Genomic DNA, 24631 nt, shown 5'->3' on the forward strand with positions numbered 1-24631 from the left:
CTGCCTCTTCGCTCACGATTTCCAGCCGGGAACAAGCGAGGAGATAAGCGCGCGTACCGTGCGTTCAAGGACCGCTCTTGCATCCTGAATACTGTCAATTCAGCACTACCATTGTTGATTTGAATGCGGAGAATATTGATTTGGATTTGTAAAGCGCTGATTTGGATTCGTTATTGATCCGGAAGTTCCCGCCGATGATTTCATCGGGACACGCTTCCCATGCAAGAAAAAGTACAGATACATTGCAATCTCATCAATTACCGGCACCTGCGTGGTGAATTGCCGCGGGTCAAGTCCATTAATCATCATTTGATTGCTATTGATTCGTTGCAACATCGTTAAGAGTATCCTGGCAGCATGAAGCGTCTGCTCATTCGTAATACTATTGGACTGCTTGAGTTTGTAGAACTGCTTGAGCTGTGTGTTGACGAACGTTGCCTGCGCCTGTAATGGATGCTCGGGTGGTAGTATCACCATCCCTTCGTGCCCATTGGCAAGCGCTTCAACTGCGGTAATCATTTTACGTATAAATTCTTCGATGATCCTGGCATGCTCAGCCTCAGATTCTTTGAAACGTTGCTCAAGTATACGCAACTCTTCAGCACGGTCCGCACGCCGTATAGCCTGATCCATACCACGGGTCCAGAGGAAGGCAATGATAGCCGCAACAATCTGAATAGCAACCGGCCGTCCTGCGATAACCGGCATGCCATACTGGGCAATCGCCTGGTGAAGATCAGGAGACCAGGGCTGGAGCAATAAATCCGCATAGATCAAAATAACATTCGCAGAGGCAATGATAAACGCAGCGATACGTGGCAAAATCGATGCCCCAAGGATCACCGAGACCACAAGAATGTCGAAAGCTGGCAAATAGACCAGGTGGATCTTTCCATCGGTAGAGCCAACAATCACACCCATGACCGCCGCAATCGTCAACACAACCAGAAATGTTCCGGCTACGGTGACAAATCCCTTACGATTCAAAACAACCGTGATCACCACACAGATTGTCGTAACCACAACTGTAATAGCCGACGCCCGATCGCTGAATGTGGCAGGAATAAATGCAAGCAGGCACAATAACATGGCCAGGATGATCCAGGCCATCAGGCGACTACGGCGCACTTTTTCACGCTGCTCAATGGTTTCCTGGGGCTGATCCCAACCAGTACTCGCTATACGCAACCACCAGTTGACCCGAGGTTGCGTGGGCGTCTTTTGCTCCTGTTGATTATCTACAGATAGTTCACGCCTGGGAGATTGCAACATTGTCTTGAATCCTTTCTACAAGGCCTATGCAGGCTGATATTATCATACCTTCCCTGAGCCACATGCTCCTGAAATGGTCAGAGAGAATATTCAGCGAGCAGAGTCCATCATTGAAGGAACAGGGAACAACATAGATTTTTCCGATTCCTTCGATCTGTTTCAGGATGCGGTCCTGGTGGATTCCTCTTCGAGTAGTTTTTTCAGATTGATGAACATGTCTTGATGTGAGGCCCGAGCCTGTGTATATACTGTTTTTGCCAGCAAACCAGGAGAGGTAATCTCAACCCGCTCTTTTACGCGTGTTCCGCTCCCTTCCGGTAGACACTGCGTGGTGTTGTGCAAGTAGATGCCAGGAGATTGATGCGCATCATAGACAATGATTCCCAGGGTGTTAATGTTCATCTTGACACGATAGGAAAATGTCATGAGAAAAGGCCCTTGCTTCATACGATCGCGAATAACATAGTGATTGATCGTTGTACCATCAGGCGCGGTACTTGTGTGTGTATGCTGAATATTCACAATCAATGGGTGTATCTGCCGATGATTATCCAGGGTGGATAGAAACGCCTTGACCTTTTCTGGTGAGGCTTGTATGAAAATATCCTGTTCAAACGATGACTGAGCCATGACTGAATCCTTTTATTACTCCAGTTATTACTCCAGCACTTTTCTTAAAAAGGCGTACTCCGAAAAGTGGAGTTTGACAAAATAGAATGAATCACCCGTTTTTATCTGCTAAGTATATTTTTAGCGCTCTGGCACACGAAATGTACCAGAGCAGAAGCTCCATCCATTCTTCTCCTTCACCCGTTATATACTTACCTGATACCAACATGAAGAGTTCAATATACTATAACAATTAAATATGTATTTGACAATGCATATAGAAGATTTTAGCTGTTCATGCAGTAAATCCTAACGACTATTATTGTACTAAAGAACATAAAAGGAGGCATTCATGCATATCGGGGTGGAGTATCGGCACTTTATACGCTGGTATGTGCTAAGATTGCTAGAGAATGATCTACTATCTAGCTAGAAAGGTCTATTGTGTTTGCAACGACAATACCATTATGGGAAAAGAGCCAGTATGTGCCACAGGGCGATGCCGATTTCATGCCGACGCTGGCAACCTATGTGCTGGATAGCACAAAACGACGGCCGGCGGTGTTGATCTGCCCCGGTGGTGGTTATGGCTTTACATCACCACGCGAGGCCGAACCAGTGGCACTTCAATATGTGGCCGCGGGCTTCCACACATTTGTGGTGTATTACAGTGTAGCACCTGCGCGCCATCCTCAACCATTACGAGACGTGTCGCGTGCGATGAACATTATTCGCGCTCATGCAGATGATTGGCATATCGAAGAGCACCACATCGCGGTGTGTGGCTTTTCCGCTGGCGGCCATCTCGCGGCAAGCCTGGGAGTCTTTTGGAATCAACCATATTGCTCGGATATTCCCGGCCTGACACATGGACAAAATCGACCCAATGCGCTCATCCTTTGTTATCCGGTAATCTCTTCAGGCCCCTTCGCCCATCGTGGCTCGTTTGAGAATTTGTTAGGACCAGCTGCGTCGCCCGAAGATTTACATATGATGTCACTTGAACATCACATCCATGAGCAAACGCCACCAACGTTCCTCTGGCATACTGTCACTGATAGCGCGGTGCCCATTGAGAACTCGCTGCTCTTCGCGCAAGGATTGCGTGCCCAGCATATTCCATTCGAACTCCATATCTATCCCCACGGTGCACACGGTCTCTCACTTGCAACAGCTGAAACGGACGACGGTACTGGCCAGGATGCACACATTAGCGGCTGGCACAAACTCTCCACCGAATGGTTATGGCAGGTCTTTACTCCACCAATACGCGCATAAACTCTTATTATCGGGTGCTATGACCACGGCACAAGGACTGTGCCGTGGTCATAGCACCGCTTCCTTGTTTTCTGGCACTACTTGCTTCTTTCGTCTTCAGGAAATAATGCAATAATTGCTTGCCTTTAAAGCGATAATGACACACTCATAGACCATGTTCACTGCGCGTCACCGCATCCGCGAACACAACCAGGAGCGGCATCTGCGCGCAACGTGGTTAAGCGTGGGCAACCAACCACTCCAGAATGCTGGCCAGGGCCTGCGGATCCAGGCGGGTATCGGGGCTATTGTAGTGCTCGGCCATCTCGGCTAGCCTCACGTCTTCCCGAGGCCGCAACTCTTGCTTGAGGACGTGATTCGCATTCTCGGGGAAGAGGAAGGTCGCCTCCTCATGTCCCGCAGCGGCACGCTGGAGCGGTTCGCCATCGGCTTGCCAGTCTACCTGGATGTCCTTCTTCCCAATGATGACCAGCACCGGGATGTTCACCTGCCTGAGCAGGGGAGCCGCATCTGCTATCCAGAGCTCACGGGCAAAGGGCAGGTTGGCCGGCGTTTCCAGACTCATCAGTAACATCTGGACACCCTCAGGCAGCGACGGATCCGGGGCGATGGGATCTCCCGCCAGAAAGCGGGCAATGGCGGCATCGTAGAGCGCCAGCAACACACCCTCATTCGGCATGCCAGACGCCTGCGCAGCTAATTGGGACCGAGCAACAATGCCGACGGGCCGCCCAGGAGGGGCGGTAAGCACGAGTCCGGCGAATGGCATCGCGGGGCTGTGCAGTTGGTAGTTCAGGGCATGAAAGGCCCCTTCACTATTGGTGAGTGCGAAGATCCGGTCGGAACGTACATACCCCTGGCTTACCAGGGTACGTACAGCTCCGGCAAGCTCGTCAACATGGCTTTGCATACTCAACTTGCCGATCATGGCTTGTATGTTCTCGCGAACATGGGGACCAGAAGCACGCTTATCGTAGCGCAGTGAGGCAATCCCTGCCCGTGCTAACGCCTCCGCAATGAGGCGACCACTACCATTGGATCCCGGCAGGAGTGGTGAATTCCAGTCGCGGTCAGTAGGGCCGCTTCCCGCCACCATCACCACAGCAGGAAACGGTCCGGGGCCAAACGGCCTGACCAACGTGCCATAAACAGTCGTCGAGTCCAGTTTCCAGGTGACTTCCGAGCTCTCTGCATGCAAATCCTGATCAGCCATTCTTCACATCCTTAATTTTGAACAGATCAATGCCTTCTACAACCGGTGTGACCATCGGCATCCCTCCTGCACGAGTGGTCATCTTCCGTGTTCTACAACGATCAGTCAGTCCAAGACAATGAATGCAATTTACACATCTCAGGAAAAGTATACCAGATGGAGAGGGGGTTGCCCAGGCTCACCAGTTCGTGTGCTCCTGGCAACGCCACGTATGATCGAAGACTATATACAGCAGGTGTTGCCTCAGATAAATGCTATAAACTCACACTTCGCAGGGTAATTGGCCGAAAAAGGCATTTCATTTTTCCGGATTAAAACTGTGGAATATGGGAGGTGGAGAGTTCCTTCTTCGGTCAATCAGTTAACTGCGAAGATGGGGCAGCAGACCCCAGGTTTTCGAGCTCGTGCATAGCAAGATCGCTATGCACCGTGATGTCTATTGCGCGGCGGATCTCCTCGGCGTGCTGCCGAAAGCCGGGATGCTCAAGCACCTCGCGGATGGCGCGCCCGATCACGTCAGCTGTACTGTTGCGATCGACGACCACGCCAGCCCCGACTGAAGCAACACGTCCGGCCACATAGTACTGATCCCGGCCCATGGGGATGCACACCAGCGGCACACCATGTGCCAGAGCCGCCATCACCGTTCTGTGACCAGCATGCGTAATCACCGCCGCTGCACCAGGTAAGACGGCGGAGTGCGGAAGATGATCGAAAACGGCCACATTCTCGGGGATGCGAAAGTGTGAGCGTTCCAGCGCAGGACCCAGTGTCACGATGCCGCGGGCCGGGAGCGTGGCGAGAGCATCGAGCACAACTTGTATGACTGCGCCCTGACCCTGGTTGCTCGTGGAGAAGCTCACCAGGACCGTGGGACCGGTGCCAGATTTCATAGGGACCGACTCATCTTCTGCTGATCTATCCTTGTGGCACCAATCGTACGCGAATTATGCCCGGCATAGGAAGATCTAGCGTGAGCGATGCGTTACCTTCTTCGGTTACAACAATTGATTGTATGGTCTCGTGTAGTTTGTCGGCACTGTGTAACTCGCTCCATTGATCAGTAGTGGGCCAGTCCTGTTCGCCCGACCAATGCTGGGCGATATTTGAATGCGTGCTATCGACACGTGCGATACTGACCGTGTAGTGCCGTTGTGGCAGTTGCTCAAGATTCACGTTGAGCTGGCGGTTGAGGAGAATGCTGCCATCCAGCTTGGATTGATCTAACGTGCCATTCCAGACGAGCAGATCGATAGTGCCATCTTCCTTACGTGTAGCCCAGCCGTCGAGCAGCGATCCGGCACCATCACCGTTCAGATCAAGCTGCACCAGGTTCGAGCCCAGACTTTCAGCCAGTGCCAGTGCCCAGTAACGTGGCTTGCGCAGGTTGCCGATGGTTTGTAAACCAAAGCCACCATGCAGCAGGCGTGGCGCACGACCCAGCTCTTCAAAATGGTCACTTAGTACCCAGTAGGCCAGAGCATCAACGCGTCCCTGCACGTTCTTCATACCATGTAGCGTAAAGGTGGCAGAGAAAACCGTATCGTTCACTGGATAGAAGTGAGTTGGTGTGACTCCCCATTCGGTCCACCAGATTTTGACATCGGGGAAGCCATAGGTATACAAAGCCTGAGCGAAGTCTAGTGGCATATTGCCATATGTATGTGTAGCGATAAAATCGAGGGGTGAATTATGCTCACGAACGTACTGCAAGAAGTCCGCAATCCACTCTGCAGCGGCAGTCGCGGGACCACCAACGAGCAGACGCGCATCGACTGCTTTGATTGCTCGGGCAGTTATGTCGTAAAGATGGAAATATTCTTCTTGTGTGCCAGTCCAGAAGACTTGTAGGTTCGGCTCGTTCCAGACCTCAAAGCCCCATTGTAAAACCTCTTCCAGTCCATAGCGCTCGATAAGATGCGCGACGAGGCGCTGGCAGAGCTCCGCCCAGCGATCCCAGTCTTTAGGCGGGGCGTTCAGAGCGCGATACATAAAAACCGACGTCTCAGGATCTCGTGCAAGATCGTGCGGCATGAATGACAGCTCTACAATTGGACGTAACTTTAACTCAAGCAGGCGATCATAGATGCGATCCACTGCCGAGAAATCGTAGTGAGCCTCGCCATTGACTTCTGTATAGACATGGTTCTCATCATGCAAGATAGCATGCGCACGAATATGCGTAGCACCAAGCTCATCACGTGCGTTTTGCAATGCTTGTGCAAACTCTTCACCAATGTTGCTACCACCAGGACCTTCGCCGTAGAAGAGCTGAGATAGATGCTCAGAACCCATCATATGCCAGACTCGATTAAGGGTACCTGCACTGGTCTGGGTCTTCACTGTTACCTGGACTGGTTTAGCTGTTGTGTTGAGAAGCGTTCCAGCAACTGGTGACGTTAATGCGCTGGGAGCATATTTAGGATCGGAGAGAGCAGTGATAGCGTACCAGTAGGTTGTGCCCGGCTGGCCGGTGGTATCCGCATAGGTGGGACCAGGAGTTACCAGCACATCACGTCCACCATGATCGATCGGCGTGAAAGGACCCTCTGGTCCATCCGCCCGATGCACCAGGTAGCCGACTGCTCCCGGTACCGGCTGCCAGCGTAGAGTTACCTGACCCGCCCCCGATTCAGCGACGAGCTCTGCTGGTGCAGGTAAAGTTGCCTGTTTCTGTATTTGGGTCTCCACGGCCTGGGCATCATCAATGCGCATCCCAATACGTGTTTCCCAATCTTCGCGCGCGTCTTGATTTGGTGGTAAGTCTTTATTCATTTTGTAAACTTGCCTTTCGCTTCCTAGCGTCAACAGCAGATTTGTGATTTGTAATCTGTAAATATATGCGCATGAAAGATTGTCCGTTTAACAATCAATATGGCCTTTATAAGGACTACATGATGAGCGCTCTACTAGATTAGTACTCATCCGTACGCGGGTAGGACTATGCATCTGGTTTAGTTGCGGTGCTTTGGGATGAATTTCAGGCGCATATGGTGAATCTGCGATCTGTAATCTTCTCTGTGTAGAGGGTCTTTCTAACAGAGCAAGTAACATCTCTGTGGCTTGTTTTCCCATCTCATAGAATGGTTGTCGCACCGTCGTCAGCGGTGGTCGCGAATAAGACGAGGGTGCAATATCATCGAAACCCACGACTGAGAGTTGTTCAGGCACGCGTATGCCATGCTCATCGGCAGCGGCCAATACGTCATAGGCAACATGATCGTTACTGGCAAAGATAGCCGTTGGGCGATTGGGCATAGTTATAAAATGGCTTGCCGCTGAACGTCCATCCGTAGGTGTGAAACCACCAGGGCACACGAGATCAGGATCGGGTGCCAGACCGACTTCTTGTAAAGCGTCACAATAGCCAAGATAGCGTTCCTGCGAGGCTCTATAGTCAGCTGGCCCTTGAATGTGCGCAATACGACGATGGCCCAGTTGTAACAGGTACTTTGTCGCTGCATGTGCTCCTAAGCGATTATCCGCACTGACCCAAGGTACGCTGGTCGGCTCGGAGCGATCATCGATAATAACCACTGGAAAGCCTTCCTCGTAGAGTTCGGTCAGATAGCATATTGAAGGACCTGGAAAAACAGCGAGTATCCCCGAAGCCAGATTAGAGTGCAGGATTCGTGAGATAATGTCGCGCTGCTCTTTGTCATGGTGGACCTGTTCATGGGTGATGCTATAGAGGATAAGCTCATATGGAGATTGGGCAACCACTTCTGATATACCACGCATGATCTCTGGCATTAAAGGCCATGCCAATGATGGAATGAGCGATCCAATCAGCCGACTGCGCCCTCCTGCTAGCTTCGATGCAGCCATATCGAGCACGAAGGTATGCTCTTCAATAACTTTCAGGATGTGCTCACGCGTTGCTGGATCAACATCCTGTTTCGCGTTTAAGACTCGTGAAACGGTAGACTTTGAGACCCCAGCCAGTTCCGCAATGTCTCGTATCGTGAGCTTCTTAGGCATCAGTGCCTCTCCTCGCTATACAATTAGATGTTCCGGTCCCGTTCCCGGGACCGTTCCCAGAAGCAGTGTTTTTATTATAATTGGCTGCTTGTGTTTCTGTCAAGGAAATAATAGATAGAGCCAGGAACATTTGAATGTCCTGGTGGGAGAAAAAAAACTCAAATTTTGCCAGATAGCGACACATTTTAGTACCACAGAAGTAGATGCAAAAACTTCATGCACTACTTGCTTCTTTTATAAATGTTATGTTACCATTATGTATGTATTCAGATATATGAATCAATTGATTTTATTTATCTGTAGCGCACCTCAAGTGTCAGCACTGAGTAGACGTTTCTTCTTCAGATGTAATTAATTCATGGTAAAAGGACAAGGATGACCGACGTACGTAGAACACGAATAGGCCAGAAGAAATGTCAGACAGTGATGAGTGAAAGGCACTTGGACTCATTGGAAACATACCTGTTGGGAAACACAATTCACAGCAAGGGGGTTCAATCGGCAATTCACGTTATCAGAGCTTGATTACAGGAATTGCCAGCAAGCATACCTCTTATGCCTGTCAAAAAGGTTATGTAGTCGCATATCTGTGTATTGTACATTCATGCGTGCAGCTACTTCTCTATACAGGTATGTTTATGTTGTTTGCTGGAACAAGGAGGAGACAGCAATCATGCGCGCTCAACGTCCGAAGTGTACAATCGTCAGTATTATGATTATACTGACGACTCTGTTTACGATCTGCCTGGCTGTACCCGCGGGCAACGCGCAAGCAGCGCCAGCCGCGGCTCCATCTTCATCTTCACCTACACAGGATCTGGCTCACTTAGTTGATCCATTTACTGCGACAGGTTCCTCAACCAACGGACCCGGCGGTTGGAACGTTGGTAACGATTTTCCAGGCGCCGACGCTCCATTTGGTATGGTACAGTTTAGCCCTGATAATGCAACTGCCTGGGCAGGTGGCTACTATTATGGCAATAATCAGATTAAGGGCTTTAGCCTGACACATCTCAGTGGGGCCGGATGTGATGTGTATAGCGATATTCCATTCACACCATACGTCGGCACGGTGAGCCAATCGCCCGCTACAAACCCTTCCCAGTACGTTTCGACTTTCTCGCATGCAAACGAATCGGCCAGTGCTGGTTATTACCAGGTGAAGCTTGACAATGGCGTAAATGTACAGCTAACTGCCAGCCAGCATAGTGGCGCTGGCCTCTTTACTTATCCCGCAGGACAGACGGCAACCATGCTGGTGAATCCCTCGGGATCAATCAATGGAGATAATGATGCCGAGGCAACCATTGGGAAGGATTACATCTCTGGCTCAGCTGTAAGTGGTGGTTTCTGTGGCGCCAACGATACCTACCACGTCTATTTCTATGCGCAGTTTAGCCAGCCATTTGCGACCACCGGTACCTGGTATAACGACATCGTGACACCAGGGAATACCACGGTAAAAGGCTCAAGTACAGTAGCACCAGCGGTCAAGCAGTTCGAGCAGGCACAGGCAAAAGTAGCCCGGGGAACAGCTTCGCCCGCAGATGTGAAGGTTGCCAGTACTCCCCCTCTAACGACGGTTTCAGGCCCTGGCTCTGGTGCCTATGTCACCTTTAATACGACGAAGAATACAGCCATTACTGTAAAAGTTGGCCTCTCCTTCGTCAGTGTCGCCAACGCAATGCAGAACGTCAATCAGGAAAACCCAACCGGGAACTTCAACACCGTTTTGCAGCAGACGCAGAAGGATTGGAATCAGAAGTTGGGCGAGATTAAGGTCTCCGGTGGGACATCAACTCAACAGACCACCTTCTATACGTCGTTATATCATACACTGTTGCAACCAAACGTCTTCTCCGATGTCAATGGTCAGTATAGTGGTTTTGATGGACAGATTCATACCGCCCCGAAAGGTCACGCCCAATATGCGAACTACTCGGGATGGGATATCTACCGTTCTGAGGTACAGTTACTCGCGCTCCTTGCCCCTCAGCAAACCAGCGATATCATTCAATCCATGGTCAACGACTATACACAAAGTGGGCAATTGCCCAAATGGGCTGCGGCAAACGGTGAGACCTACGTGATGGTTGGTGATCCTGCTGATGCGATCATTTCCGATGCGTATGCCTTCGGCGCCCGTGATTTTGACACCAGGACAGCGCTGGCGGCCATGATTAAAGAGGCGACGCAGACGAATAACATTCGTCCTGGCCTTAACTATCTGGATAGTCTTGGCTACGAGCCATTGGGTGGCAGCTACGGTTGTTGTAACTTCTACGGTCCCGCGTCAACGACGCTCGAGTACAATACCGCGGACTTCGCTATTGGCTCATTTGCACAGGCACTTGGCGATACCGCGAACTACCAGAAGTTTACGACGCGAGCACAAGATTGGGAAAATCTGCTTAATCCTGCCAACGGCAGCCTCGAGCCTCGCAATATGGACGGCTCTTTCCCCAGTCCTTATGACCCAACCAGTGGCAGTGGCTGGGTTGAGGGCGATGGTGCGCAATACAATTGGATGGTGCCCTTCAATCTGGGTGGTCTTATCAGTGCTGAAGGTGGCAATGCCAGGTTTGTGAAGCAACTCGATACGTTCTTTACGAAACTCAATGCTGGCCCGAATGCGCCGTATGCCTTCCTGGGAAATGAGCCAACCATTGAGACACCCTGGGAATATGACTATGCTGGCGCCCCCTACAAGACCCAGCAGATCGTCCATAATGTGGAAAGCTCACTCTGGTTCCCTGGCCCCAGTGGGATGGCGGGCAATGATGACCTTGGCACAATGTCCGCGTGGGATGTCTGGGCGAGTCTGGGTATGTTCCCAGAGACTCCGGGTACAGCCAATCTCGTGCTGGCAAGCCCACTCTTCCCAGATATCACGGTCACGCGTCCAACCGGTCAGACAATCACCATTCAAGCGCCAGGGATCACAGATAGCAATTATTATGTCCAGAGCCTGAAGGTCAATGGCACGACCAGTACACATCCCTGGCTGCCTGCTTCTTTCGTCTCTGATGGAGGCACGCTTCAGTACGCCGTTGGGAGTACGCCAAACACAACCTGGGGGAGTAGCCCTGACGATGCCCCGCCTTCCTATCAGTATGGCTCAATCCCAACGCTTGTGTCTCTCAATCCTGGTCGCATCACCGTCGCACCGGGCGCCCAGGCACAGGCAAGTATTACCGCCCAGAATATCAGTAACGATGCGACGACCGTACAATGGAGCGCAACCCCATCAGCAGGATTGACACTTACTCCTGCCTCTGGAAGCTTTTCTGTTGCGGGCAACAGCAATGCGAATCAGTCCTTCACTGTCGCGGCTGCCGCGAATATGGCAGAAGGTGTCTACAGCATTCCGCTCACCGCGCAGACCAGTACAGGGGTAAAACTGCCTATCTCTGCCCTTACCGTCGTTGTGGCGAAACCAGGGAACCTGCTTGGACTATTCAATAACGCTGGTATCTCTAATGATGGACAGGGAAATGCTGATTTCGATGGTGATGGCTACAGTTACTCCGCGCAGCAACTCAATGCAGCAGGCTACACACCGGGTGCGACAGTCACCGTCAACGGTATCCAATATACATGGCCAAATGTAGCAGTGGCGACATTTGACAATGTTCAGGTGGCTGGACAAACCATTCAAACGCCAGATGCGAAGGTCGGAGCGACACACCTTACCTTCCTCGGAAGCGCTACGAATGGGCCGTCCTCGGGCAACGTCACGATTACCTATACCGATGGAAGTACCCAGACCGCTCAACTTGGTTTCAGCGACTGGACACTGGGAGCGGGCAATTCTCAGCCTTCATACGGTAATGTGGTTGCTGTCAAAACCCCTTATCGTAACGCTGGACCTGGTCGAGATCAGGTGGCAACCTATGTCTTTGCGTCAGCACCTATCTCGCTTAATGCGAGCAAGCAGGTCGCGAGCATAACGTTCCCTGCTTCAGTCGACCAGGGCGCACTCCACGTCTTCGCTCTGGCCGTCTCCTGATCTGTTTCCTACGTATGTCCATAGAGGCACGGTCACCTTTCTTTGAAAAAGGAGAAGGCGTGCTGGTTCAACAAAATGTGAACCAGCACGCCTTGCCCTCACAACAGCGCCTGGACGAGTTAAGAGAGTGCGATTGAGTGACTCTCCAGCAGGTCTAGCCGCCTGGATCATCGAGAAATTCCGTGCCTGGAGTGACTGCGCAATTGATTCCTTAACAATAAACTCTATATAAAAATATATTTACTTTCCTTAAAAAAGGATGTCTTTTTAACATAAATACTTGATAAAGTGGCATACAGAATATATACTTTGTACTGTAAAGAAAAGAAGACCAGGCGTTCCAGCTCGCCCCCAACTATACTTCTGTCATGAAAAGATAGGGTTCGCCTTGATGAGTTAAAAAAGGAGATTCGAGCTATGGCAGTCAAACTGAATCAACGAGCATTTGAACATGCCAAAAAGCTGATAGATCTAGGGAAATTTGTATTTGACGAAAAAGATATGTGGAGTGAGCATCAGCCATCTACCCACGTAGAGAACGAGTATCTTAAAGCGCATGGGTTTGGCGAATATGGGAAATGGTATCTAGGGATCGATACAGAACAGGATGAAGATAACAAAGGCCGATACAAATTTCCATATGGTGATTTTGAAAAGGTTCACCGTTGCGGAGTGCTTTCAGCAGAAAACAGGGCCGGACAATATAAACACAACGACATTGAAAATGCAGCAGCCCATCTGCACGGAATGATTGATGCCGCGAAAAAATGAGAGCCTTCTAAACCAGGTCTCCGATATGACCATCTCTGGCCTGGCAAGGCTCTCTCTGACATCCCTTTTGCAGATCATGCTCCGCGTGAAATAGCGACTAAAATCGTATACCCAGCTTGATTGCATTCGCCGGATTGCGATAGATTGCAAGAAAAGCTGCAGCCGCATCTTCAAAATCAACAATAGGATCGACGATCCCATCAGAGATGAGACGCTTTTGACGAAAGAGCTCAATGAGTGTTCGTGAAATGCGCTCATTATCCCAGAGTGGATAGTCGCGTAATGGATTATCCCAGACGGGCATACTTCCAATCAATTCCAGCCGATTATGATGCCATTCAGCCCCTAATTCCAGTTCGGAGTCTCGGCCTTTATAATATCCCAATGTCACAATTCGTCCGCAATTGCGAACGGCCCGCATTGCTCCACTGAGCGCTTTATAATGTCCACTGGCCTCAATCGCAATATCTGCCCCCTGCCCCAAAACCTTGCGTACCTCCAGGCCGACATCGCATTGCGTCGGATCCAGGGTCAGGTTCGCACCATAGCGTTCAGCAAGCGTACGACGTTTTTCGATAGGATCAACTGCTACTACATGCAAACATCCACTCATTTTCAGCATCTGCACCACGAAGAGGCCAATCGCTCCCAGTCCGAAAACAACCGCTGTGTCTCCAAGACGTGCCCTGGCATCTCGTACTGCAGTAAAGGCATAAAGAGCTGGATCAAGGCAGACCGCATCCTGGGGACTCATCGGTTCGAATAAAGGCTCAACATCGGTTTCCTCCTTTGTAAGCAGTTCCCAGGCGGGTCCATAACAATAAACGCGATCGCCCGGTTTAACTTTCGTCACCGCTTTTCCAATCTCGATCACACATCCTACCGCCATATTGCCAACTGATGATCGTCGTCCCGATGCCTGTGACCGTTCCTGTTCGCTCACCGGGACGAAAAGTCTGAGGTCAGCATCAAATCGCTGCTCGGCATGGGGAGATTTCCCACTAAAGAGGTGAAATTCCGTCCCATGCTTTATAGCAGCGAATTCTGTTTGAATGCGCACCTGATTTGCCTGGAGGTCAGCTTCTTGCTCTTCCAGAACAACAACACTCTCTGGTTTATCAACATACAAGCCCTTGAACATATTAGCTCCTTCTCTAAATACACTTTTTCATTGAATTCATTATCAGTCAGCGTTGTAACGACACCATGCAACCACGAAGAAAACCCCACAGGAATATCGGTATACCGGTGCCAGCAGCATTAGAGATGCCTCTTCGGAATAGCGGGTATGATACGCTGGGCACGCACTTGCTTAAAGGTCGCGTCCATTTGAGCACAAAACTGCGCTGGCGTCAAATATTCCTTCCTGGGTCTGGTATGGCCCAGATTGCAGTTTATAGCCTGATCAAATTTTTAAGCGAAAGCAATGAGTGCGCACTTATCTATCCCCATTTAACTTTTCAAGTATAAAACGAGCAATTTTCGCCCACAAGAAACACAACATTAGAGAGTATAATATAAGGAGATCAGTTATGAAATAGGAAATGATGGATTTATGGAAGTAAGCTCGACTTCACTTCAGGCGAATAAACGGAGAGCCGATTTGGGTAGCCTGTTGGCGGCTTTGCAGCGGCTGGATGATCTTCTGGAACGAGCCTGCGCTATCGTCCAAGAGATTGCTGGACCCGAGAGAGCAAATGATCCTTTTCGAGGTCTTCATATCAGTCATGAAAAAGTCGTACAGCTGCTGGCCACTCCACCTGCAGCATCCTTACTCTACGTAGAAAAAAACCAGCGACCGTCGTTCAGCGAACAAGGGGACAATACTGGATCGCTGGTCTGGCTCATCAAGGAGTTTGATTTATCTCCCTTTGACGTCGATGTATTGATGATCGCGCTGGCTCCTGAACTTGATCTGCGCTATGAGCAGCTCTATGCCTATCTACAAGACGATGTAACGCGCAAGCTTCCAGGCGTTGATCTAGTGCTCAACCTCTTATGCGCTACTCCTGAAAGTAAGCTGACTTGTCTCGCTCGCTTCGGTCCCGGCTCCCCACTGATCAGGCATGGCCTTCTGCACCTCATTCCAGATCCTAATCAGCTTCAACCATCGCTCCTATCACACTTCTTGAGATTGGATGAGCAACTTGTCCACCTGCTGCTGGCACAGCCAGATGTGAGCCCCTCACTCGCATCCTTCTGTTACCTGAGCACAGGGATGGAGCACAGCGAGCGGAACGAGGAACTATCAAACATACCAGTGACATTGGTCCAGCAGAGCCTCAAAGAGCAATATCCGCTACGCTTATTTTTTCATGGTCAGCGCGGTACGGGAAAACTCCGTGTTGCAAAGACACTAGCGGCGAAGTTGTTCAAGCCATTGCTGGTCGTTGACCTGTCGGGTACCCTCAATACCAACGACAGTCTAGAATTGCTATTCAATCGCGTGTTTCGCGAGGCTCAGTTTCAGGAAGCGTTGTTGTATCTGGACAACCTGGATCGTCTCAGTGCCGATGAGCACGCTTTACAGGCCCTGTTAGCTGCCCTGGCCGAGAGTAAGATGATCACGATTCTGGCTGGTACGCAATCACATATTCCTATTCCGGTACAGAGCCGCTATACTGCGTCGGATGTAATCTTCGTACATTTTCCAGCACCAGCTTTCTCGGAACGCCGCAGGTACTGGCAGATGTGTCTTGGGGATAGGACAGCGCTGCTAGAAACGCAGGATTTAGACGATCTGGCCACTAGTTTCCGTCTCACCGCAGAACAGATTCGAGATGCCGTTACCTCAGCCTGCAATGCCGCCATCTGGAGAGCCGCTACTCAGAACACCCTGCCGGCAGCGGAACAGGGCTCTGCGCTCCTGAGTGCTCAACCTGCTCGTGAGGATCTGTTTGCAGCAGCCCGTAGGCAATCCAGCCATGATATAGAAGTTCTGACCCGCAAAATCGAACCGGGCTATACCTGGGATGATATCGTCCTGCCAGCCGATCAGCTGGCTCAATTGAGAGAAATCTGCAATCAGGTAAGATATCGCCATATCGTGTATGGGAAGTGGGGCTTTGATAGTAAAATGCACCTCGGTAAGGACCTTAATGTGCTGTTTTCGGGGCTACCAGGAACGGGCAAAACGATGGCAGCCGAGGTCATTGCACATGAACTGGCGCTCGACCTGTACAAAATCGACCTCTCACATGTGGTCAGCAAGTATATTGGAGAGACGGAAAAGAACCTGGACCGTATCTTCACTGCTTCTGAAAGCACAAACGCCATTCTCTTCTTTGATGAAGCGGATACCTTATTCGGGAAGCGCTCCCAGGTCCACGATGCGCATGATCGCTACGCAAACATTGAGGTGGGCTATCTGTTGCAAAAAATGGAGGAGTACGATGGCATCGCCATTTTAGCGACCAATATGCGCAACAATATGGATGACTCATTTATTCGCCGTCTGAAGTTTAGTATCGAGTTCCCTTTTCCCGATGAGCCCTACCGCTACAGAATATGGCAGGGACATTTCCCTGCCGCAGCGCCCATGAGTGACGATATTGATTTTACCTTCCTGGCGCGCCAGTTTAAACTAGCGGGCGGCAACATCAGAAATATCGTGCTCAACGCCTCTTTCCTGGCCGCTGGCGATGAGAAGTGCATTCATATGAAGCATCTGATCCTGGCCGCCAGACGCGAGTTCCAGAAAATGGGCAAGACCTGTACCGAGGCGATCTTCGGTAAATATTTCCCTTTGATTCAAGAACAGTAGTCAGCAGGAGGGATATGCCAGTGGTCGTCAGCAATCTTACGGTGATCAGCGACCTCGATAGAACATTGGAACAATTATTTCTGTTGGAGTTCGGGAATCCGCTGGACTTTGACCTCAGCTTTGCCATTCCTGACAAGGACTTTACGCCCCTCTCAAAAACCAGGAGCACGCTCAACTGCTACCTCTACGAAATCAATGAAGATCGTGAACTGCGCAGCGTTGAGCCGATTTTCCACCGCAACGCCGACGGAACGATTGACAGGCTGCCGGCGCCCACTCGCATCAAGCTATCGTACTGCATTACAGCCTGGAGCCCAGCGCAGGCCACGCCCGGCGCTGGCCCGGAGATGGACGAGCATACCTTGCTCAGTCTGGTATTGCAGGTACTATTGAAATATCCTCTACTGCCGTCACAAGCCCTGCAAGGGTCACTGGTGGGTCAGGAGCCGCTACCATATACAACAATCATCCTCCCTGATAGCAGCAAGGCAACCAGCGACTTCTGGAGCGCCATTGGAGGACAGCTCCGGCCATCACTCGAATATAAAGTCACCATCGCGCTCCCCTATCAGCAACCTGTCCAGGGCCCAATGGTCACCTCCATCAGCCTTCGCCTGGCAGGTGATGATCCATTTTATACAATTGGCGGAACTGTCTGGGACGCAAATACGCCTCCTAAGCCTGTCGCTTCTGCCTGGGTGCGGTTAAACCAGATCGGGCATACCTATGTCACTGATGAACACGGGTGTTTTCTCATCGAACGCATCCAGGCCGGGAATTATACTCTAACCGTCCGTGCAGTCGGCTTTCAGGAGGGAGGCCGCAGTGTGAATGTACCTGCACAAACGCACCTCTACGACGTGCATCTTACACCGTTATAGGTACTGCGTACGTAGCAACATTCCTCAAGGTTGTTGTGGGATCAAACCAGCAGATAACAACTGTCCAGAATGTCTCTACATACAAAGCGTTAAGAGGAGAACACCATGATAAACTATACAACACCGGGCGTCTTCATTGAAGAGATCCCGGCGACCGGACCAATCCCAGGCGTCGGAACAAGTACCGTCGCCTTTATCGGGCCAACGCTGTTCGGGCCTATCAATACGCCGACCAGGATCACGAACTGGACACAATTCAAGACGCTTTTTGGTGATTACGCTCTTGATCCAGCTAAAAGGTTCTTTACGCCCTACGCTGTTCGTGGGTTCTTCAGCAATGGGGGGACTATTGCCTACATGGTGCGGGTAGGAACGGCGAAAACAGCGTTTCTTAATCTTAACGACCGTGCCAGCAGTGGATCAGCCCCGACACTGGTGATCACCGCTCAACGCGATGGATCCATCGGGAATAGCATCCAGGTAGGAGTACAGAACGCGCAGATCGTCAATAGCGCCCAGAACGCCAGCGTCCAGAAGGCACGCGCTGCGATTACCTCCGCTGCCAATAACCAGGTTACCCTGCAAAATGCGTCCGATGCATCCCAGTTTCGTAGTGGAGATGTCATTACCATAGAAGGGAGCGCTGAGCGAACACCGATCACCCAGATCCAGGGCAATCAGCTTATCCTGGCGAGCAATCTGACAGGAACATATGGAGCGACCGCTTTTGTACGCATTGCCGATCTCGTAGCGAATCAGAAAACGTTCCGCATTCAGAACAGCTCAGGCATCGAGTCAGGCAGTGTCATCAACCTGGCGCAAGGCTCGACACAAGAAACCCATATCGTCGATGATCTGGTCAACAATTTCGTGACACTGAGCGGCAACGGCCTGACCAATGCGTACCAACTTACACAAGCAGCCGCACCGATTGCCATCACCACTACTGAATTCACACTCACAGTTGCTCAACCATCTGCGCAGCCACCGATTTCCGAACAATTTCCCAACCTCTCGATGGACCCAAGGCACAACCGCTACTTCTCACGGATCGTGAACTCCCAACTGGTCAATAGCACGCTGCCTACCGTGCCAAACACACAGCCACCCCCCAATAACATTCCAGCGCCACTGAACACCACCTTCCTCGCTGGCGGCGCGGATGATCAATTGGGCTCGATTGGAGTAAACCAATATCAGAATGCGTTGACCGCGCTCACCTCCATCAATGATGCCAACCTGATCTGTCTCTGCGTGCGTGATCAGTGCGATCCCTCTATGCTAAGTTCCATCCAGGCTGCAGCCATCGCCCACTGCGAACAGAAACAAGATCGCTTCGCCATTCTCGATGCCGCGCAGGGTTCTTCACCGTCTGGCTCTAACAATTTGACGACCCAGGTCGGTGCACTTGTCTCCAAACAGGGGTATGCAGCCTTTTATTATCCCTGGCTCCTCGTTAATGATCCCGCCGGCCCAACAGGCAATGAGACCCTGCTGGTTCCTCCCTCGGGGCACCTGGCAGGTATCTACGCCCGTAGTGACAGCCAACGCGGTGTCCATAAGGCACCCGCCAATGAGTTCATCACTGGAGCAAGAGGTCTGGAAACACTCCTCAGTGACACGGACCAGGGGGTGCTCAACAATATCGGCGTCAACGTGCTACGCATCTTTCCTGGTCAGCCCCCTGTTGTGTGGGGTGCACGTACTACGGCGCCTCTGGATCAGGTAGCATGGCGCTACATCAACGTGCGCCGCCTCTTTATCTTTGTCGAACAATCACTCATCGAAAGCCTGCGCTGGGCCGTCTTCGAGCCAAACAATCCCGGCCTGTGGAAGAAGCTGGAGCGCACAATCAGCGAGTTCCTGTCGCGCGTATGGCGCTCAGGTGCCCTCTTCGGTAAGAAGGCCAGTGATGCGTTCTATGTGAAGATCGACGAAGAACTGAACCCACCCTCAGTTCAAGAACTCGGACAGATCATTATTGAGATCGGTATAGCCCCTGTGCGGCCAGCCGAATTCGTGATTGTACGCGTTGCCATGTGGGATGGCGGTTCCCAGACAAGTGCAGGTTAAGGAGGGACAATTATGACACAGACAGCACAGCGAGTCGATCCATACCGAGTCTTTAACTTTCTGGTGGAATTGGATGGTATCGCTCAGGCAAGCTTTATCGAATGCTCTGGGCTAGGTGCGACGACGGAGGTGATTGAAACTCGCGAAGGCGGAGACAACACAACGGTACGCAAGCTGCCCGGCAAGACCACCTATACCGATATCGTCCTCAAGTGGGGATTGACCAATTCCACAGAACTCTGGGATTGGCGGCAACAGATCATCGAGGGAAACGTTGTACGCAAAAACGGTTCGATCGTAGTCTATGACCTGGCGAACAGCACCGAAGTCGCACGCTGGAACTTTGTCAGTGCGTGGCCTTCCAAATGGGAAGGGCCAGCCTTCAACGCTAAAGGCAATGATATCGCTATCAGCACCCTAACGCTCTCACATGAAGGAATTACGAGGGTATAAGATGTTCAGCATTGAGCATGAGTTTGAACTGCCCAAAGGCTATGTGGACAAAGAAGGCAATTTGCACCGCCAGGGCGTGATGCGCCTGGCAACCGCCGCCGACGAGATATTTCCGATGAGGGATCCGCGTGTGCAAAACCTCCCGGCTTACCTGATCGTCATTCTGCTCTCGCGCGTTGTAGTTAAGCTGGGCAAACTTTCGGAGATCAATCCAGGGGTAATCGAGGGTCTTTTTGCCGAAGACCTGGCCTATCTACAAGACCTCTATAACCGGATTAATGGTCTGGCACCACAACGGGTCGCGGTACACTGCCCCCACTGCGGCCAGACCTTCGATACCGAGGTCCCCTACCTGGGGGGATCATAGGCTACCCCCTGGCAAGGGTCTACCAGGAGGTAGCCTATCTTGGAGCCCATGTTCACTGGACATATGAGGAGCTCCTACACATGGATCACGTTGAACGACAGCGCTGGTTCGCAGAGATCATGTCGCAATCTGCTCAAAGCGAACCGCTATAGCGAGTGACACCAGGCCCTATGGAAATGTTATGAGATAAAGCCAAAAGGATCCATTTATTTTGCAATAGGAGACGCAATGTCCTCTAATGATGGCTATCGAGAGATGGCTGGCGAGCAGAAAAATATAACCAGCGAGGCGGGAACAAGAGCATTCCAGATGCTCCCTTTCCCTACGTTAGGAGAACGTCTGGCACACGAGGCCCGCCGTATCGTGAGCCGCAGAATACCCACGTTTCTCTGGTTGCAACCGCTGGCAACGGCAATGGAGCGTGTGACAACGCTTCCTGTTCCTGCCCAGGAACACTTCCAGCGTATCGAAGTTCTGCCCAACTACAACAATCATCCCTCACAGTGGCCGCCCAATCAAGTCAGGAGCCAACAACAACCACAAGAGCTAACACCTCATGGATTCATGGAGGGTCAACCCTTAGCGCCCCATCTACGCCAGCAATTGCAAAACTTTGTAGGGCATGGTACAGAGTCTGTTCGTATCCACAACGACGAAGTGGCCCATGATTTTGCGCAGGCACAAGGAGCCGACGCTGTCACCGTGGGGCAACACATATTTTTCCGCCAGGATCGTTTTCGCCCCCAGGAGATCAAGGGGTTCGCGCTCCTGGCACATGAGGCACTACATGTCGTACGCTTTATGCAGCCTGACAGCTCATGGCGCCGCACCACCCAGGCAGGTATCCAAGAAGAAGAACAGGAAGCAGCCACGCTCGAAAACAACGCGCTGGCAGCCAGGCGCAATCCATCATCTGTAGCAACCTCACCTCCACTGTCAGCACGACCACCATTACAAGCGCAGAGATCAGGACTATTCAGACAGGCTCCAGGGTTTACCCCGCAACATATGGCCAGGCCAGCCACTATGGCACCTTCAGGATTTACAACAATAGATCCCATGCCACATCCTATGCGAGCGTCAACCGACCGATCTCTTGAACAGGGAACAATGTCAACTCCGACAACACCAGATGTAGATGAATTGAAACGCGCGCTGTACCGTGATCTGATGAGACAGATCAAGGCAGATCTTGAGAGAGGAGGATAGAGCATCGTGGCACTCACTAACCTGGCAAAGGCCCTCATCATTAATACTGCCACCAACAATAAAATTACCGTTATGTATAATCCCGAAGAATTTAAGCTCGATCAGGGAAATACGTTCGCGGAGATAGGCATTCCGGGTCTGAACGCACCGCCGATACAATATGTGCGCGGACGATCGCGGACGCTGACGATGGACCTCTTCTTTGATACGTACGAAAGCCAGCAAGATGTGCGCCTCTACACCGGCCAGATCGTTAATCTGCTCAATACGCTACCACAGACCAAGGCCCCGCCAGTACTGCTCTTCTCTATGGGTCGCTTTAACTTCGAGTGCGTACTGGTTGATGCGGGGCAACGCTTTACCATGTTTCTGCGCGATGGCACTCCGGTACGCGCAACGCTGTCCGTTCGCTTTCAGGAATATGTGCGCATCGCCATCACTATGCAGCAGGGACTATTTATCGGTCCACCAACGCTGCACAATATCACGCAGGGGCAGACCTTAAGCGGATTGGCGGCCGATTACCTCGGTGATCCAGGACTATGGCGGCTAATAGCGCAGGCCAATAATATCGATGATCCATTTCACATTCCTCCTGGTACCCAGTTAATCATTCCAGGAGGTGGGAAGTCATGATCGATGCGTTTTATGCCCCGCATTTCGATATCCGGATATCTGGTCTGACGCTCTCCGCTGACGTGAGCAACCAGATAACGAGCATCAGCTATGATAGCGATCTGGATATGGCCTCTATGTTCACCATCACCATGCGCAATCCCGATAACCAGTTTCTGGACTCTGCGCTCTTTGATCTGGGCAAAAGGGTTGAGGTCTATATGGGGTATGGCAACGATCTTCACCCGATGATACTGGGCGAGATCACCTCACTTGAGCCATCATTTCCTGAAAGTGGAGCGCCAGCACTCAGGATCTCTGGCTATGACCTGTCCTACAAGATGCGCAACAATCAACAGGATCGTTCGTTTCAAAATGTCACCGACAGCAGGATCGCGGCGCAACTTGCTGCTGAAGCAGGCCTGATCCCTATAGTGGACCCATCTCCTATCTTCCACAAAGACAAGGTGCAACATTCTGGAAACGACATGGCCTTGCTCAAGAAGCTGGCTAAGGCCAACTTTTTTGAAGTCTACGCCAGGTGGGATAAGCTCTATTTTCAGTTACCACGTCCACAGACCCAGGCTATCGTGCTCGAGTGGGGAAAAAACCTATCAAGCTTCTCACCACGCATCTCCAACACCGGATTAGCCGGTTCGCAGATTGTACGCAGCTATAACGAAGAACTGGCTCAGACCATCGTTGCGTTCGCTATGGCTGCCGACTTTAACCCTGATACCTTACAGGAGAAGCTCGGTAGCTCCGCCCTCGATCTCCTGCTCTCACTGGGTCGTCGCGTCCTACACAAGGAGAAGGTAGAATCGGCCATCGATGCGTCCGTTATAGCCCAATCAATGATGCAGGAGATCCTTGACGGGATGTACGAGGGGTCGGGCAGTTGTATTGGCATCCCTGATCTGCAAGCAGGCCAGTACATTACGATCCAGGGCATCGGCAAGCGCTTTAGCGGCACCTATCGTATCCGCAAGACCACTCACACGATCGACGAAGGAGGGTATCGCACCAGCTTCGATGTCACACAGAAGAACAACACAAGCCTGCTGCCCCTGCTGCGCAAATCGCTGCAAGAAGTCTCCTCGCCAACCGGGTCCGAACAGTTCTATGGCGTGGCTATCGGCAAAGTAACGCAGAACAACGATACCGAGAGCGGCATCCCGATGGGGCGGGTCAAGATATCATATCCCTGGCTTTCGGATAATGCTGAAAGCGGATGGGCGCGCTGCGCGACTCCGATGGCAGGCTCGCACATCGGCATGTATTTTCTGCCAGAAGTGGGAGACGAAGTACTGATTGCCTTCGAGCAGGGCAACCTGGCCTCCCCCGTTATTATCGGAAGCCTGTGGAATGCCGACCAGCAACCACCAACAAGCAATAGCGATGGACAGGATAATATTCGCCTCATCAAAACCAGATCCGGGCATACCATCACGCTCGACGATACCAAAGGCGACGAAAAAATTGTCATTCAGGACAAGGGTGGCAGCCAAGTAACAATGAATCAGGATGGTACGGTGACCATCAGTGCGGCGAAAGACCTGGTACTGAAGGCTAAAGGGTCCATCACGCTGAACGCGGACAAGAACAGCGGATCTATCACACTAGGGGCTAATAAAGTAGATGTGAATGTGACTCAAGAAATGAACGTCTCGTGAATTGAGGAATTGTTATGTCTAAAGTATTGACAACGGAGAGTAATGTGACGTGCGGTCACCAGGGACAGGTACAGATTAGCAGTTCAGCAAAGTTGAAGGTGAATAGCAAACCGGTGCTCCTGGAGAGCAGTATCACCGGTATGTTGATCCAGAACTGTGCAACCCCGACAACGCAAGCACAAGGAAAATATGTTTCCTTCTCATGTGCTAGCGTATCTGCTACAGGACGGACATCTCCTATTCCCCCCACAGAAACGACATCTTCACCGATTTCAGATGGTCGCTCCAAAAAGCTCATGGTTGGGAAAATGCCTGTCATGCTAGAGACAGTAGCCGGACAATCGAGCGGCCTTGCAGGGGAAACGGATGGTATGGTGAGTGGTGTAAGCCCAGTAACAGGTTTACAAGGGACTGCTGTACAGAATAAGCTGGCAGCAGTCTAGATGGAAGAGCGATAAGGAAGG

Annotated in this window: 20 protein-coding genes; 13 read left to right on the forward strand and 7 right to left on the reverse strand. The window is 51.3% G+C overall.

Features of this window, described 5'->3' with window-relative positions:
* Positions 1-105 precede the first annotated feature (105 nt).
* Positions 106-1272: a hypothetical protein gene (locus tag JMI88_RS05880; protein ID WP_201360866.1), complete on the reverse strand. Its 1167-nt coding sequence runs from the start codon at positions 1270-1272 to the stop codon at positions 106-108.
* 159 nt (positions 1273-1431) lie between these two features.
* Complete coding sequence (locus tag JMI88_RS05885) at positions 1432-1902, reverse strand: SRPBCC family protein (RefSeq protein WP_201360868.1); 471 nt, start codon at positions 1900-1902, stop codon at positions 1432-1434.
* Between the two features lie 465 nt (positions 1903-2367).
* Between JMI88_RS05885 and JMI88_RS05890 the strand changes: the two genes are divergently transcribed.
* Positions 2368-3159 carry an alpha/beta hydrolase gene (locus JMI88_RS05890; RefSeq protein WP_201360869.1) on the forward strand — a complete coding sequence of 264 codons (792 nt, stop codon included), beginning with the start codon at positions 2368-2370 and terminating at the stop codon, positions 3157-3159.
* A 217-nt stretch (positions 3160-3376) separates the two neighbouring features.
* On the opposite strand, the gene JMI88_RS05895 is transcribed toward JMI88_RS05890, so the two are convergent.
* The 4 genes from JMI88_RS05895 to JMI88_RS05910 all read right to left on the reverse strand — a co-directional run bounded on the left by JMI88_RS05895 (position 3377) and on the right by JMI88_RS05910 (position 8353).
* Complete coding sequence (locus JMI88_RS05895; protein ID WP_201360870.1) at positions 3377-4372, reverse strand: alpha/beta hydrolase family protein; 996 nt, start codon at positions 4370-4372, stop codon at positions 3377-3379.
* 353 nt (positions 4373-4725) lie between these two features.
* On the reverse strand, positions 4726-5265 hold the full coding sequence (locus JMI88_RS05900) for a glycosyltransferase (RefSeq protein ID WP_201360871.1): 540 nt from the start codon (positions 5263-5265) through the stop codon (positions 4726-4728).
* Between the two features lie 25 nt (positions 5266-5290).
* Positions 5291-7147 (reverse strand): GH39 family glycosyl hydrolase, encoded by a 1857-nt coding sequence (locus JMI88_RS05905; protein ID WP_201360872.1) that lies wholly within the window; start codon positions 7145-7147, stop codon positions 5291-5293.
* A gap of 87 nt (positions 7148-7234) precedes the next feature.
* Positions 7235-8353, reverse strand: a complete 1119-nt coding sequence (locus JMI88_RS05910) for a LacI family DNA-binding transcriptional regulator (protein WP_201360873.1) — start codon at positions 8351-8353, stop codon at positions 7235-7237.
* 673 nt (positions 8354-9026) lie between these two features.
* Between JMI88_RS05910 and JMI88_RS05915 the strand changes: the two genes are divergently transcribed.
* Positions 9027-12362, forward strand: a complete 3336-nt coding sequence (locus JMI88_RS05915; RefSeq protein ID WP_201360874.1) for a lectin — start codon at positions 9027-9029, stop codon at positions 12360-12362.
* 417 nt (positions 12363-12779) lie between these two features.
* On the forward strand, positions 12780-13133 hold the full coding sequence (locus JMI88_RS05920; RefSeq protein ID WP_201360875.1) for a hypothetical protein: 354 nt from the start codon (positions 12780-12782) through the stop codon (positions 13131-13133).
* Positions 13134-13230: 97 nt separating this feature from the next.
* On the opposite strand, the gene JMI88_RS05925 is transcribed toward JMI88_RS05920, so the two are convergent.
* Positions 13231-14274: a zinc-dependent alcohol dehydrogenase gene (locus JMI88_RS05925; protein ID WP_201360876.1), complete on the reverse strand. Its 1044-nt coding sequence runs from the start codon at positions 14272-14274 to the stop codon at positions 13231-13233.
* 414 nt (positions 14275-14688) lie between these two features.
* Between JMI88_RS05925 and JMI88_RS05930 the strand changes: the two genes are divergently transcribed.
* The 10 genes from JMI88_RS05930 to JMI88_RS05970 all read left to right on the forward strand — a co-directional run bounded on the left by JMI88_RS05930 (position 14689) and on the right by JMI88_RS05970 (position 24610).
* Positions 14689-16896, forward strand: a complete 2208-nt coding sequence (locus tag JMI88_RS05930; protein WP_201360877.1) for an AAA family ATPase — start codon at positions 14689-14691, stop codon at positions 16894-16896.
* Positions 16897-16910: 14 nt separating this feature from the next.
* Positions 16911-17777, forward strand: a complete 867-nt coding sequence (locus JMI88_RS05935) for a Pvc16 family protein (protein WP_201360878.1) — start codon at positions 16911-16913, stop codon at positions 17775-17777.
* Between the two features lie 105 nt (positions 17778-17882).
* A complete protein-coding gene (locus JMI88_RS05940) occupies positions 17883-19850 on the forward strand; it encodes a phage tail sheath subtilisin-like domain-containing protein (protein WP_201360879.1) in 1968 nt (655 codons plus the stop codon).
* Between the two features lie 12 nt (positions 19851-19862).
* The gene (locus JMI88_RS05945; protein WP_201360880.1) at positions 19863-20303 is read left to right on the forward strand and encodes a phage tail protein; all 441 of its coding nucleotides are present in this window, start codon (positions 19863-19865) and stop codon (positions 20301-20303) included.
* Between the two features lies 1 nt (position 20304).
* Positions 20305-20670, forward strand: coding sequence for a hypothetical protein (locus JMI88_RS05950; RefSeq protein WP_201360881.1), 366 nt, complete (start codon positions 20305-20307; stop codon positions 20668-20670).
* A gap of 8 nt (positions 20671-20678) precedes the next feature.
* A complete protein-coding gene (locus JMI88_RS40580; protein ID WP_373323780.1) occupies positions 20679-20822 on the forward strand; it encodes a DUF6760 family protein in 144 nt (47 codons plus the stop codon).
* Between the two features lie 76 nt (positions 20823-20898).
* Positions 20899-21879: an eCIS core domain-containing protein gene (locus JMI88_RS05955; RefSeq protein WP_201360882.1), complete on the forward strand. Its 981-nt coding sequence runs from the start codon at positions 20899-20901 to the stop codon at positions 21877-21879.
* 6 nt (positions 21880-21885) lie between these two features.
* Positions 21886-22515 carry a CIS tube protein gene (locus JMI88_RS05960; RefSeq protein WP_201360883.1) on the forward strand — a complete coding sequence of 210 codons (630 nt, stop codon included), beginning with the start codon at positions 21886-21888 and terminating at the stop codon, positions 22513-22515.
* Entirely contained in the window at positions 22512-24167 is a 1656-nt protein-coding gene (locus JMI88_RS05965) for a phage baseplate assembly protein V (protein WP_201360884.1), read from the forward strand. The genes JMI88_RS05960 and JMI88_RS05965 overlap by 4 nt, the downstream gene beginning before the upstream one ends.
* Positions 24168-24181: 14 nt before the next feature.
* The gene (locus tag JMI88_RS05970; RefSeq protein WP_201360885.1) at positions 24182-24610 is read left to right on the forward strand and encodes a hypothetical protein; all 429 of its coding nucleotides are present in this window, start codon (positions 24182-24184) and stop codon (positions 24608-24610) included.
* Positions 24611-24631 lie beyond the last annotated feature (21 nt).

This window comes from Dictyobacter formicarum (assembly GCF_016587435.1).